The organism is Paenibacillus alba (assembly GCF_013204855.1).
In the GTDB taxonomy this organism is placed as follows: Bacteria; Bacillota; Bacilli; order Paenibacillales; family NBRC-103111; genus Paenibacillus_E; species Paenibacillus_E alba.
Window position 1 is genome coordinate 18,619 of the sequence record NZ_JABMKZ010000028.1, and the last position, 12,240, is coordinate 30,858.

Sequence of the window (12,240 nt, forward strand, 5' to 3'; positions counted from 1 at the left end):
AAAGCTTCTGAAAGAAGCACATTCTTAAGGGATGTACCCGCTAGATGTCCAAATGGATGCCGCTGGTTTGCTGTTCCAGCATTTTCTTCACAATCGTGCCGATGTGCGCGCCGCCTTCAAGCGGAGGCGTTCCTCCACGATGAATGTTGGAGATAACCGTGCGGTCGCTCTCCACTGTGCCTTTGCGCGGCTTGAAGCATATATAGGCACTCAGCGATTTCGATGAAACGAGACCAGGTCTTTCCCCGATCAACAGGACTAGCACCTCTGGCTGCACAATCTCGCCGATATGATCCATAACAGCAACCCTGCCCCCTCGTACGAAAAACGGAGTACCTGTGGATAACCCATATGAGGCGAGCGAATCAAGCAGCGCTGGATAAACATCACCCAAATTGGCGTCCACCGCATTGGCGCTCAGTCCGTCCGATACGACAATTTGCACCTGCGGCTTCATCCGGCATGCCGCCTCGATAGCGGCGATGCCTTCATCAGTGACAATCCGACCCATATCGGGGCGTTTCAAGTAATTTTCTGTATTTTCATACCGCGTTTCGACGGTAAATAAATCGAATTGCTTCAATATTTCCTGACTTGCTTCACCATAAATAGAATCGACGGCAGCAGCATGATCACGCCGGAATTTAAGCACCTCTTTGGTCAGCGGCCGCGTTCCTGTTCGCCATACGCCAATGCGGGCCGGCGTGCTGGCAAGCAGCTCGCTCATCCCTTCCTCCCATTTGGGGCTGGGAATCGGAGAGGTGATCACATCCTCCTCAGAGACCAAGTCTGTTCCTGACTCACTCTCCGCTGGGGTGGATTGCTGCAATTCCTTTCGGCTGCCAGCCTGCTCGGACGCTGCCTGCTCAGCAGCTTGCGAGGCGGACAGCTTCTTCGCAAGCTCAGCCATCACCCTATCCACAAGCTGGTCTATCGGAACAGCAGAGTTCATGACGGTTCCTCCTTCGCGCTGGCCCTACATAAAAAGGGTCGGATCTCCCGCCAGCGGTGTTAATCGACCATTGTCCATAATGCCCATCTTCACCAACCACTGCTCAAAGGCAGGAGCCGGGCGCAATCTCATTAATTCACGCAAGGTAGCGATATCATGATAGCTGGTCGATTGATAGTTAAGCATGCAGTCATCTGCCATAGCCACGCCAATCAGGTAATTGACGCCCGCTGCGGAAAGCAGCACCGCCAAGTTATCCATATCGTTCTGATCCGCCTTCATATGGTTGGTGTAGCAAACATCCACACCCATCGGCAGCTGCTGGAGCTTGCCCATGAAATGATCCTCCAAACCTGCCCGAATCACCTGCTTGCTGTCATATAAATATTCAGGTCCGATGAAGCCGACAACTGTGTTGACGATAAATGGCTTATATTTGCGAGCGAGGCCATAACAGCGGGACTCCAGTGTGACCTGATCGATACCATGATGCGCTTCAGCTGACAATTCCGACCCTTGGCCTGTTTCAAAATACCACAAGTTCGGCCCAGTCCCGGTACCTTCTCTGGCAATCAGCGCATCGGCTTCGTCTAGCAAAGCCACATCAATGCCAAACGCTCGATTCCCCTCTTCGGTTCCAGCCAAGCTCTGAAACACCATATCGGCAGGAGCGCCTTGGCGAATAGCCCGCATCTGGGTCTTAATATGAGCTAGCACGCAATTCTGCGTTGGAATTTGCCATTTTTCCATGACTTCTTTGGTGGCCAGCAACATATTTTTGACGCTATCTGCGGAATCAATAACCGGATTAATCCCAATGACGGCATCCCCGATGCCATAGCTGAGAGCTTCAAATAAAGCAGCCTTCATGCCCTGGATATTGTCCGTAGGATGATTAGGCTGAGCCCGGCCGGACAGCACACCCTTTTGACCAATCGTAATATTGCAATGCGAAGTGACCTCCATTTTGGACGCAGCTTGCACCAGATCGAGATTGCTCATTAATTTGGCCGCAGCAGCGACCATCTCACTCGTTAAACCGCGGGAAATTCGGCGAATTTCATCGTTTCCCGTTTCTTGCCGCAGCAAATATTCCCGCAGCTCCGCCACCGTCCAATTGCGCAGCTCCGTATAAATTTTCTCGTTCAGCCCTTCCTCGATAACCCGCGAAACCTCATCGATTTCCGGTGGCAGCAGAGGATGATTGCGAATATCAGCCATAGTTAAATCGGACAGGACCAGCTTGGCGGCGATCCGTTCCTTCGCATCCTGCGCCGAGATACCGGCCAGCTGATCACCGGATTTCTCCTCATTCGCCTTCGCCATGACTTCCTTTAAATGCTTAAACTGAAAGGTTGTACCCAACAGCGTAGTTTTCAGATTCACGGGCTTATCCCTCCGCTCTGTTAGGAAAGGCCAACGTCTTCACCACGACCGGAATCATGATCCCCGATATCGGCTCGCCTAAATCGACATAATCCCCATGCTCGACAGAGATTTGATCAATACAAATGACTTTTGGACTTTCTCCGCTGCGTCTAGCTAACGATTGTCCAAGCGCTTTGGCGATATCCATTTCACAAATGACGATGAGTACCTCGCTGGTTGGAAAATGGTGCACAAAGCTTGCATGCAGCTGCTCCGCTAAGTACTGAAGCGATGGATAGGTAAGGTTATTCATTCCGGACAAAGCCAGCCCAAACGGTGGGGACTGCTCCCGGTCAAAAAGGCTTGCGCCGCTATTCATCAATTCATCCAGCCTGTACGCAAGCAGACCGGTTTGTTCGAGCATTTGAAGCGTTACATCCAGCTTCAGTACAGGGAGATTGCGTATCGGCAGCAGCGATGCATCCAAATGTACGGTCGCTCCGCTAATTTCTGTACTCTGCATCCCGGCCCCGATGACGGTTGCTCTGACCGTCTGATCCGCACGTATCCTGCGAATGGGATACTCGCTCGATAGTTCGTTCCAACAATGCGCCAGCATTGGCCCGATATCTTGATGCAGCGTCATATCCGCCAAGCTCTCCGGTTTCTTGGCCTCCATGAGAAGCCCGATGCCTCCGGAAACCATCCATTCTTCAATGGACACAGCGGTAGTGAGCGGTTGACCGTTCAATAAAGAAAGAAGCGGCATGTTCTGGTCTGGATGGGTGCGCCCGGCTAAATAATCCATCATGCAGCGGCACATGGCTGCGCAGATGTCCTTTACGAAAGCCAACTGAAGCTTATCGCCTGCCTTAAGGTTGTATCCGCTCGCCTTCAGCCATGGCAGAATGGAGGGCGATATGTCGGTGACAGTGCCGGCTGCATTCAACTGAATAAGCTTGCCACCAACATGAAAGGTGACCGTTCCTGCCAGCCTGCCTCGTTGAAAAATAGCAGCATTCGCCGTCCCTCCGCCAATATCGATATTGGCGACTGCGCCACGAATCTGCATGGAGCGGCGCTCCGCTCCGGCGCCTTTGCCGGCGAGCAGTCCCTCCAGATCGGCCCCCGCCGTTGCAACGACGAAATCGCCTGAGCGCTCGGCGAGGAGATGCAGGATTTGGCTGGCATTTGTTTTATTCGCCGTTTCTCCGGTAATGATCACGGCGCCGGACTTCAGATCTGCGGGACGAATGCCAGCCTGCTCGTATTCCTGCTGCACGATTCCCCAGATCTGCTGTGCATCCACTTCATTGCCATTCTTCAGCGGAGTGCTGTAAATCGGGCTCGCATACAGCAATTCCCGCTCCGCAATCTCGAAACGGGGCAGGTTTAGCGCGCCGGAGGAACGCACTAATTTCAAACGGCTCACCACCATCTTGGTCGTACTTGTGCCGATATCGAGACCTACGCTTGTGATCCACTGATTCTGCATCTTCCCCTTCACCCATCCTGTTTATGGACTATCGCCATAAGTCGTTCCTTCAGCCGCTGAATCCCTTCCTTCGACTCCGCTGATGTCACAAAGATCTCCCCTTCCGGCAGCGACTGCCTCAGAAGCCTGATGGCCTCGTCCACATCGGCCTTCGGATGATCGATTTTGGTCACAGCGCCTACGGTTAGCACAGGGAACCCTTGCTCAAAACCCGGAGGAAAGTAATTCCTGCTGCGCGTGGCATCCTGCACAAGCAAGACAGCCGCAGTCTCATGCGAGGTCGCCATTAGCGAACGATAATACATTGGATTCTCGCTGTATTCACCAGGGGTATCAATTACCCAGTCCCTGTAGAGGAGACTTTGGGTTTTGATGGCCGGGTCCGTCTCCCCGAACAAAGCTTTAATAAGCGTTGATTTGCCAGCTCCAACCGCGCCGATGATCATCACTTTTTTCATAAAATCAAGACCTCGTAATAGGTGCCGTTGTGAATTTCAACTTATCCAGCAAAAAAACATTCACTGCCTCAATCGCCATCTCGACTGCGGCCACTTCCCCCGTGAGCACGAGCGAGCCGGTGAATCGGTCCAAATAACCGATACCCACGTTGGCCGCTTTGGTCGCAATATCGGCGGCAATAATCGCGGTTTCTGTGGGGGTGAGCGTTAAGATGCCGATGGCATTCCGCTCTTCAATGCCCAGCTTCGTATACAATACCGGATCGGGATTGGCAATCACATGAGCCAGCGTCAACTGCTTGCCAGGCACATATTCCTGAATCACTCGCTGTTTCTGTTCTTCCATACATTCGCCTCGATTTCTTGAGCGACCTCATAGCTATCTACAATGCCTACGATCATTGCATCGATCGGCACCCTTTTATCCGTGAACAAGGTTCGCGCCGGACTGCCTCTGGAAACGATCACGTTCTCCCCGACACCGGCGCCAATGCGGTCTGCGGCAATGATCGGAGTACCCGCTTCGCTGTCTCTGAAGTCCATCGGCTGGATCACCAATAGTTTCAAATTGTCCATGCCCACTTCTTTTTGCGTAGCCCAGACACTGCCGATTACTTTCCCCAAAAACATAGGACCTCACCTTCCAGCCGCATAGTCGATTGTGATCCCTTTATCCTTCAGCATATCTTGGGCTAGTGAAGAAATAATCGTTCGCTTGCCGACACGCAGGGAGCCAAAAGGTTTGCTCTTGAATTCCCGCTCCACCCAATCTGCTGAGATCAGCCTTCCTTCGTAAACCATAGAATTATTCTTTTCTATCCGCTCTTCTGTTTCTATGTTGATGGCTATGTTAGGGACTTCTGGACCGGGTTGAATTTTATGCACGGCCATCTCCGCGAGCTGCTTCAATGGGCCGAATTCCACGCCGTACATTTGCAGCTCCATTTTGTAATAATCAAAAAGATTCACATAAGCCTTGGGCAGCGTCAGCGTTCGGAGCGTTCGGCGGTCAGCTCGCTTCAGTCCAGAGATATCGTCGCCGATGAGAACAAATTTATTTTGAACCAATGTGGAAAAAATGATTTCAGAAATGATCGTCCCTTTCATCCCTAGAGCAGCGCGTGCCGCATTATCCAGATCTATTTCCGGGATTACGATCCCCTCATAGTCAAGAGGCACCTCGAGAGGGGATGGCGCGAACTCGTCAGAGGCAATCGTTTTGCCGTAGCCGCCGCATTCAATCTGGTGTTTCCCGAGCCATGAGGAAGCTTCTCCATCCAGGCACAAGCGGTCATAATTAACATGGTGATTAGTTAACCATATAAAATGATCCGTGAAAGCCTCATGAGCCGTACTGTCATAGAAAATGTAAAGCACCTTTGGCCGTTTGACCGACTGCTGCTCCAAGGAATTCAAAAGCTCCCGCACAATCGATTCGACCATTTGCTTGATCTCCACCAAGAGCTACCCCCTTTCGGCACTCGTGATCGTACCGTTTCTACCGATAAGCTGAACCTGATCTCCCGTATTCAAAAAGGCCGCATTGGCTTCATCCACATCGATATGAAAATCCAGCGAAAACTGCTCGCTAACCCGGACAATCGTATCGGCAAAAAGGAGCCGCCGTTCCCCCAATGTTTGGACAATAAGACGATCTCCTTGAGTGACTTCCAAAGCCTGAGCATCTGCCGGAGACATATGCACATGGTTTTTGGCAAGAATCAACCCTTCCTGTAAAACGACCGCTCCACTTACTCCTATGAGTGTAATCCCAGGTGTGCCTTGCACATCACCGGATAAGCGCACCGGAGGGTGAACGCCCAGCGCATATCCATCGGTTCGCGAGATCTCTACTTGAGACACCCCACGGGGTGGTCCTAAAATCCGTACATGCTGGAGGATGCCTTTGGGACCCAGCAGTGTCAAGGTTTCGCGCGCGGCAAACTGACCCTTTTGAGACAGCTCGCGAAGTGGCGTTAACGTGTAACCGCTACCGAACAAAGCGTTGATATGCTCAGGAGACAGATGGACGTGCCGATTGGACACGCCGACGGGGATGAGCTTGCGCTCTGTCATGTGGTTTACGGGCAGAATGAGGGTATCCGCTGAGGAAGTACACCGCATCACTGCGATCCCTCGATCTTTGAGAAAATCAGCGGCTGCCGGCGTCAGCTTATCCTCTTCTTTGACCGGAAAAGGATTCGGCAAGCCTTTCACCAGCTGAGTGCGCAGCTGCGTTTCCGTAATAAGCGCCATAGACGTGCTTATCCTTCAAGCTTAGGAAGAATGAACTCAATATCTGAATGCGGGCGAGGAATGACATGAACAGAAACCAGCTCTCCCACCTTTTCCGCAGCAGCAGCGCCCGCATCCGTAGCCGCCTTAACAGCGCCTACATCTCCTCGAACCATAACCGTTACCAAGCCTCCGCCCACATGCACTTTGCCAACCAATCTCACATTTGCTGCCTTTACCATAGCGTCTGCTGCTTCAATTGAACCTACGAGCCCCTTGGTTTCTACTAAACCTAACGCTGCCATTTCTCCGGCCATTGGACATTCCTCCTCGGATTATGTAATCACTTGCATCTCAGAAAGCACGTTTCTTATGATCTGCGCAACCTCTTCGCGTGTAATGCTAAGCTGATGAGAGCTTCCCAAGCTATCTGCCACTTGCGCCACTTGGGCAATAACTCGATTCTCATCAGGCTCCGTCTGCATCTCTTTGATGCCAAAAGCAACCCGCTTGATGTTCATCAAATGCTGGGGACCGATATTGTCCGACGTGATGTTGTTGCCATAAGCACCGCAGCCAAGCGTCATCGATGGCATGATTCCCGTTGTTGCGCCAATGCCTCCAAACGTTGTGCCCGTGTTGACGACAATGCGCGATGCCGGTTTCTCCAGGCCAAACGCCTCAATGATCGACAAATCCTCGCCATGTATGCCAAGCGTATGTCCAAGTCCGCCAAGTTCCAACAGCTCCATGCAGCGGTCGCATCCCTCTTGCCAATCCTTAACCGTATATAAAGCGAGGACAGGACTTAGTTTCTCCCTAGCAAATGGGTGCTCAAGACCGACTTCCGACTCCTCCGCGATCAGTACCCTGGCCGTCTCCGGGACAGTTATGCCTGCCTTGCCGGCTATCACCTGCGGGGAACGTCCAACCACCTGCGGGTTCATTCCTTTCCCGGCGGTAAGAATCGAGCCGACCTTCTCTTTCTCCTCCGCGTGCAAAAAGTAAGCACCTTGCCGCTTCAACTCCGCGACCAGCTCCGCCTTCACCGCTTCGTCGACGACGAGCGCTTGTTCCGACGCGCAAATCGTTCCATAATCGAACGTTTTGCTTTGCAAAATATGGCCCACAGCGCGGCTGATATTCGCGCTCCGGTGGATATAAACCGGCACGTTGCCGGGTCCGACACCGTAGGCGGGCTTGCCTGAGCTGTAAGCAGCCTTCACCATGGCCGTTCCACCCGTGGCCAAGATGAGATCCGTCAGCTTATGCTTCATCAGTTCGCCGCTGGCTTCAATGGAGGGATGCGATAGGCAGTGAATCAGCCCTTGCGGGGCTCCCGCTTTCTCCGCTGCCTCCCGCATGACGGCTGTCGCTTCCTGCGAACAACGCAGCGCGGATGGGTGCGGACTAATCACGATGGCATTTCTTGATTTGAGTGAGATCATACATTTAAAGATGACCGTCGATGTCGGGTTTGTTGAAGGGATGATGGCAGCCACAATGCCAACGGGCTGAGCGATTTCCCAAACCTGCTTCATCTCATCTTTGCCAATAATCCCGACCGTTTGCATATCTTTGATGGCGGCATAGACGTCTCTTGCGACGAAGAGATTTTTGGCCTTTTTATCAGCGACGTTGCCGAAGCCTGTCTCTTCTACAGCGAGGATGGCCAGCCGCTCTGCCTCCGATTCCACCGCTTGCGCCATAGCTGCTACGATGGCGTCAATCTGCGATTGCGTCATTTGCTCCAGCTGCTTCTGTGCCGCCTTCGCCTCTTGGAGGAAATGCCGAACCTCCTGAATTGCTTGCAAATCGCTATCCAGCTTCATGTCCCAGGATCTCCCCCTTCAGCATCCCGCTCCGTGAACAGCCTCACCAGCTCAGCTTTGCTCACCAATTGAATATCCCGGCCAGTAATGGGGAATTGGGGGGTAATCTGCGCGAGCTCTCTAAGCTGAGCGACGGTCATTTTGCTCCAGCTTGGCGGTGTCTTTGCGGGCGATGGGGAGACAGATTCAGCTTCAGGTTCCTCCTTCTGCTGCTGCGAGGCTATTGGCTTGTTGTTTGCCCAAGCCTCTTGAATCAACGCATGCACCGAAGGATCTGGCCTTGGAATTACATGTGTGGACAACAGCTTGCCCACTCGCTTCGCTTCAGCTGCCCCCGCATCTACGGCGGCTTTGACTGCTGCAACATCGCCCAAAATATAAATCGTTACGATGCCGGCATCCGCTTTCTCATACGTCGTTACCTTCACATCCGCCGTCTTCGCAGCAGCATCTGCGGCAGCTATCAAAGCAGGCAGACCATAAGTTTCAATCATGCCTAGAGACATAAGCTTTTCATTCATGGGAATCACCCGCTTCTTTATTTCAACCTATTTTCTTCGGATCTAGCGCTATGCCTTTGACAGCGTCTGCAAATGCCTCCGCTGCTGCCTGACAAGCAGATTGACTGCCTGTCAGCAATCCACCTGCAAAATTCGTCTCCGTCGGAGGCCCATAGAACTTGCACATTCGCACATCCGCAGCCTTCAGTGCGGCGTCAAGCCCGTAAACCGCTTCCAATGGCGGAGCAATAAGGTAAGCTAGAGGCTCTCCTTCTGCAATTTCCGCCAAGGTGGAAAGATAAGAACCAGTTCTGGAAACCACATGCGCATAGTATGCGTGGGTTCCTTCGTCATTAAGAGCGTAAAAACAAGCTCCCGTCTCCATCACCTGCCTAGCGGCATCCAGCCCGCTTCTCACCTCAGCAGGCGAGGCGCCGCCAAGGATGCCAATAAATTCGCCGGACAGTGGTCCGGAAGCATGTCCCGATCCCGCATAAAAAGAGCGGGCATACACGACTTCGACGGCTGCGTGCTTCGTCGCTTCATCGATAGCCGTGTAGCCGACGTCGTCGATGCTCGACGTTAGTAGACCCAGGCTGCGAATGCCTGGCTTCAAATCGAGCTGCTGCGCTAAGCCTGCATCGACGTTGGAGATGATCCTGATGGCGAGCGGAACAGCCCTGATCGGATGTTGGTTCACTCCTTTCACCTCTTCACCGTGAATAGACTCAAAAAGGTGCCAAGGTGCATAGAACCGTTTGACGTTCCTGGACCTGGGGCACCTTGCCTGACCTGTATGCTTTTGATTATGGATATGTGCGTTATGAGACAAGTATTCCTACTTTGCGAGACATGATTCCAGCTCTGCTATTGCGTGCAAGCGGCTGAGCCATATAGTGAATGCATCACCAGATAGGTAATGTAACGCGGTTTTTATGAAAAACCTGCAAAAGTGCAGGCATTTTCGATCAAATAGGGTGAAAACATCAGAAAGCCTGCGATTATGCAGGCTTTTTAGGCTTTTCTCTCCTGGAATGGAGAAATGACCTCTAAAGGATGCATAATTGCAGGCTTTCCACCATTTTGCCTACTCCCAAGACGAAAAGGATGCATATTTGCAGGAATTTGTGACATATACGCATCTGACTCTAGGCAAACTATCAGCTAGTACCAAACTTTTGTCGGCCAAGCCCACCCACATAGGGAACCGTGTATAAACGATGCCCAGAGTACAAGCAAAAACGCCTCCAAAGCCACTACTCAAGTGGATGGAGGCGTTTTTTACATGCCCTCACTCTATCTCATCTTCATCTTCATCTTCATAGTTTCTAGCTAAATCACAAAACATTTGGAAAAACTGCTCAAATAATCCCCAATCTACTCCTTTCGATTCTCCAACAATCGCCTCTAACTCATCATGAAATAAATCATAGAGCCCCCTGCCGCTATCAGCCTCTATTTTGTTAAGAACATTGTAAAACATAGATGCCATACTATTATAAAAAGGCTCGCTAAAATATCCGTAAACTTTTATAAACTCAACGCCTAACTTCACATAATAAATCATTAATTCTAACGTTCTCACTGGATTATTACTCAGCTTGCCGAATTCAGAAATAGCTTTCTTCGCATCTGCCAGTTTAAGCTTTGCTACACCGCGTTCCGGAAAAAATTGCTGCAAAACCTTCTTTTTTGCTTCCTCGAATAATTGATCCTCTGTGCCTTCAGGCTCCAGCATCATATGAATATATTTCTTTACATCCTCACTGGATCTGTAACAATCGATGATTATCGAGACTAGCTCTTCGGCTTTATATGTTTTCAAATGTTTCTTAACTTCTGGTATCGAAATTTTGGACACTTTGGGCATTGTGAATCACAACCTTTCCTTTTTTTCTGTTCGTTCTATAGCTCCATACCGCTGTATTCCCCAAAACCCTCTTACACCTGATCCTGACCAGCATCCTCCCTGCCCAAATCACTTGCCAACAACGCAATATCCTCACGGGTCAAAGGAGTAATAAGCGCGAGCTCTTTCTCCAGCGCCTTCTCAATCTGTTCCCGCGCTTCCTGCGTTCGGCCAAGTTTTTGGAGTGTTAGTGCATAGTAATAATAGGACTCAGCATGCTTGGGCGTCTTGGCTATTACTTTGGTGTACATCTCATCTGCCTCGTCCAAGCGACCGAGCATATAATAGTTTTGCGCCAAATTGTCCATAATCGTCAAATCGCTGTCATTATACGCATAGGCTTCGAGATTATACACAAGAGCCGCTTCCAGCTCGCCGCGCAAAATTTGAAAATAGCCGAAATTCCCATAAACCAGCGTGTTTTTAACGTCCTGCGCTATTTCCTGCAAGCTGCTGAAAGCTTCATCCTGTTTGTTCTGGAGCCAGTGCACGGTTGCCAAATTGAGCCTTGCCTGCATGAGCATATCTCTGGCTGTTGTTCTATGAAGAACCTCCTCGAAAATGTTCTCAGCCTTGCTAAGTTCGCCTATTTTCATCAACAAATAACCATAGCCTATCTGGTGTTTGGGCTGAATGGATTTTGAACGATAAGCTTTCTCCATCAAAATCAATGCTTGATCCCGATCCCCCTTCATGTAAGCCAGATTACCCCTCTGCGCATATAGGGAGGAACGGTTCGTATAAACGAAGTAACCTACTATTACTACCACGAGGGCTGCGCCTATCATCCAGTGATAGTTAAACCCGATTACAATTACTGCAAGCACAATTACTATTTTAAGTAAACTTTTTATCATTGGTGGCATATTCGGCTCTCCTCTGCAACTCTATTACATTTAAAATCATTGTATCAAAAAATCCTTGCTATGACATTGAGAGAAGTTGTTGCAAAATAAAAAAGCCCATCACTTCTAAGTGTTGAGGCTTAGAAGGCAGGCTATATTGAATCCCTATGAAATTATTGTTTCTTTTTTTTCAATTTACCTTCAGCTTTTTCAATATTTTCCGCGACTCGAAATTTAACGATCCTACTTATTAATTCATAAGGCATTGGCTTCTCTAAAAGGAATTGCACGGACCCTTTGGCCCCTTTATACGGCGAGAGTTCTTCTTTAAATGCCGTAATACCACTTGGAGTCGGATAGAAGCCAATATGATTTTGGTAAGCAGCAAAATGCACCAAATTTCCATACAGCTCAAAGGTAGGCATTTGATAACTAATCTTTTCCTTTGCGTCTGGTGCTGACTCTTGAATAACTTTTCTTACCGTTTGAAGAATCTCCTGAACCCCTGGAGGAAACTGTGCGATATAATTATCGATTGATTCATAAGTGACTTTGTTTTTTTCCATGAATTCTCCTTCCATGGCCTTTTGATCGTCTTCATATGATTTTCTACATGATGTCTGTCTTTCCTGCTTATTTGGGATAT

The 12,240-nt window shown here is 50.2% G+C and carries 15 protein-coding genes; all 15 read right to left on the reverse strand.

The window, feature by feature from the left end; translation table 11 throughout:
- Positions 1 to 40 precede the first annotated feature (40 nt).
- Complete coding sequence (gene eutC / locus HQN90_RS26800) at positions 41 to 952, reverse strand: ethanolamine ammonia-lyase subunit EutC (RefSeq protein WP_173224425.1); 912 nt, start codon at positions 950 to 952, stop codon at positions 41 to 43.
- Positions 953 to 976: 24 nt separating this feature from the next.
- The gene (locus tag HQN90_RS26805) at positions 977 to 2,338 is read right to left on the reverse strand and encodes an ethanolamine ammonia-lyase subunit EutB (RefSeq protein WP_079414709.1); all 1,362 of its coding nucleotides are present in this window, start codon (positions 2,336 to 2,338) and stop codon (positions 977 to 979) included.
- Positions 2,339 to 2,342: 4 nt separating this feature from the next.
- Positions 2,343 to 3,815 (reverse strand): ethanolamine ammonia-lyase reactivating factor EutA, encoded by a 1,473-nt coding sequence (locus tag HQN90_RS26810; RefSeq protein WP_173224427.1) that lies wholly within the window; start codon positions 3,813 to 3,815, stop codon positions 2,343 to 2,345.
- Positions 3,816 to 3,823: 8 nt separating this feature from the next.
- A complete protein-coding gene (locus HQN90_RS26815) occupies positions 3,824 to 4,273 on the reverse strand; it encodes a EutP/PduV family microcompartment system protein (RefSeq protein ID WP_173224434.1) in 450 nt (149 codons plus the stop codon).
- A gap of 4 nt (positions 4,274 to 4,277) precedes the next feature.
- On the reverse strand, positions 4,278 to 4,619 hold the full coding sequence (locus HQN90_RS26820; RefSeq protein ID WP_079414705.1) for a BMC domain-containing protein: 342 nt from the start codon (positions 4,617 to 4,619) through the stop codon (positions 4,278 to 4,280).
- On the reverse strand, positions 4,595 to 4,903 hold the full coding sequence (locus tag HQN90_RS26825) for a EutN/CcmL family microcompartment protein (protein ID WP_173224436.1): 309 nt from the start codon (positions 4,901 to 4,903) through the stop codon (positions 4,595 to 4,597). Before HQN90_RS26825 ends, HQN90_RS26820 begins: the two co-directional genes overlap by 25 nt.
- Positions 4,904 to 4,909: 6 nt before the next feature.
- A complete protein-coding gene (locus HQN90_RS26830) occupies positions 4,910 to 5,731 on the reverse strand; it encodes a hypothetical protein (RefSeq protein WP_173224438.1) in 822 nt (273 codons plus the stop codon).
- A gap of 6 nt (positions 5,732 to 5,737) precedes the next feature.
- Positions 5,738 to 6,529 carry a phosphate propanoyltransferase gene (pduL, locus tag HQN90_RS26835; RefSeq protein ID WP_173224440.1) on the reverse strand — a complete coding sequence of 264 codons (792 nt, stop codon included), beginning with the start codon at positions 6,527 to 6,529 and terminating at the stop codon, positions 5,738 to 5,740.
- An 8-nt stretch (positions 6,530 to 6,537) separates the two neighbouring features.
- Positions 6,538 to 6,825, reverse strand: coding sequence for a BMC domain-containing protein (locus HQN90_RS26840; protein WP_047676490.1), 288 nt, complete (start codon positions 6,823 to 6,825; stop codon positions 6,538 to 6,540).
- An 18-nt stretch (positions 6,826 to 6,843) separates the two neighbouring features.
- Complete coding sequence (locus HQN90_RS26845; protein ID WP_173224442.1) at positions 6,844 to 8,340, reverse strand: acetaldehyde dehydrogenase (acetylating); 1,497 nt, start codon at positions 8,338 to 8,340, stop codon at positions 6,844 to 6,846.
- A complete protein-coding gene (locus tag HQN90_RS39420; RefSeq protein ID WP_173224444.1) occupies positions 8,337 to 8,861 on the reverse strand; it encodes a BMC domain-containing protein in 525 nt (174 codons plus the stop codon). Before HQN90_RS39420 ends, HQN90_RS26845 begins: the two co-directional genes overlap by 4 nt.
- A gap of 22 nt (positions 8,862 to 8,883) precedes the next feature.
- Positions 8,884 to 9,540 (reverse strand): ethanolamine utilization microcompartment protein EutL, encoded by a 657-nt coding sequence (gene eutL, locus HQN90_RS26855; protein ID WP_173224446.1) that lies wholly within the window; start codon positions 9,538 to 9,540, stop codon positions 8,884 to 8,886.
- 591 nt (positions 9,541 to 10,131) lie between these two features.
- Positions 10,132 to 10,710 (reverse strand): DUF6155 family protein, encoded by a 579-nt coding sequence (locus HQN90_RS26860; protein ID WP_173224448.1) that lies wholly within the window; start codon positions 10,708 to 10,710, stop codon positions 10,132 to 10,134.
- Positions 10,711 to 10,781: 71 nt separating this feature from the next.
- Positions 10,782 to 11,615, reverse strand: a complete 834-nt coding sequence (locus HQN90_RS26865; protein ID WP_173224450.1) for a tetratricopeptide repeat protein — start codon at positions 11,613 to 11,615, stop codon at positions 10,782 to 10,784.
- A gap of 152 nt (positions 11,616 to 11,767) precedes the next feature.
- Complete coding sequence (locus HQN90_RS26870; protein WP_173224451.1) at positions 11,768 to 12,160, reverse strand: iron chaperone; 393 nt, start codon at positions 12,158 to 12,160, stop codon at positions 11,768 to 11,770.
- Between the last annotated feature and the right edge of the window lie 80 nt (positions 12,161 to 12,240).

What these genes read in the sequence shown, in the direction of transcription:
- eutC (WP_173224425.1), bottom strand. Translation starts at nt 952, where the DNA reads ATGAACTCTGCTGTTCCGATAGACCAGCTTGTGGATAGGGTGATGGCT.
- HQN90_RS26810 (WP_173224427.1), bottom strand. Translation starts at nt 3,815, where the DNA reads ATGCAGAATCAGTGGATCACAAGCGTAGGTCTCGATATCGGCACAAGT.
- HQN90_RS26815 (WP_173224434.1), bottom strand. Translation starts at nt 4,273, where the DNA reads ATGAAAAAAGTGATGATCATCGGCGCGGTTGGAGCTGGCAAATCAACG.
- HQN90_RS26820 (WP_079414705.1), bottom strand. Translation starts at nt 4,619, where the DNA reads ATGGAAGAACAGAAACAGCGAGTGATTCAGGAATATGTGCCTGGCAAG.
- HQN90_RS26825 (WP_173224436.1), bottom strand. Translation starts at nt 4,903, where the DNA reads ATGTTTTTGGGGAAAGTAATCGGCAGTGTCTGGGCTACGCAAAAAGAA.
- pduL (WP_173224440.1), bottom strand. Translation starts at nt 6,529, where the DNA reads ATGGCGCTTATTACGGAAACGCAGCTGCGCACTCAGCTGGTGAAAGGC.
- HQN90_RS26840 (WP_047676490.1), bottom strand. Translation starts at nt 6,825, where the DNA reads ATGGCCGGAGAAATGGCAGCGTTAGGTTTAGTAGAAACCAAGGGGCTC.
- HQN90_RS26845 (WP_173224442.1), bottom strand. Translation starts at nt 8,340, where the DNA reads ATGAAGCTGGATAGCGATTTGCAAGCAATTCAGGAGGTTCGGCATTTC.
- HQN90_RS39420 (WP_173224444.1), bottom strand. Translation starts at nt 8,861, where the DNA reads ATGAATGAAAAGCTTATGTCTCTAGGCATGATTGAAACTTATGGTCTG.
- HQN90_RS26860 (WP_173224448.1), bottom strand. Translation starts at nt 10,710, where the DNA reads ATGCCCAAAGTGTCCAAAATTTCGATACCAGAAGTTAAGAAACATTTG.
- HQN90_RS26865 (WP_173224450.1), bottom strand. Translation starts at nt 11,615, where the DNA reads ATGCCACCAATGATAAAAAGTTTACTTAAAATAGTAATTGTGCTTGCA.
- HQN90_RS26870 (WP_173224451.1), bottom strand. Translation starts at nt 12,160, where the DNA reads ATGGAAAAAAACAAAGTCACTTATGAATCAATCGATAATTATATCGCA.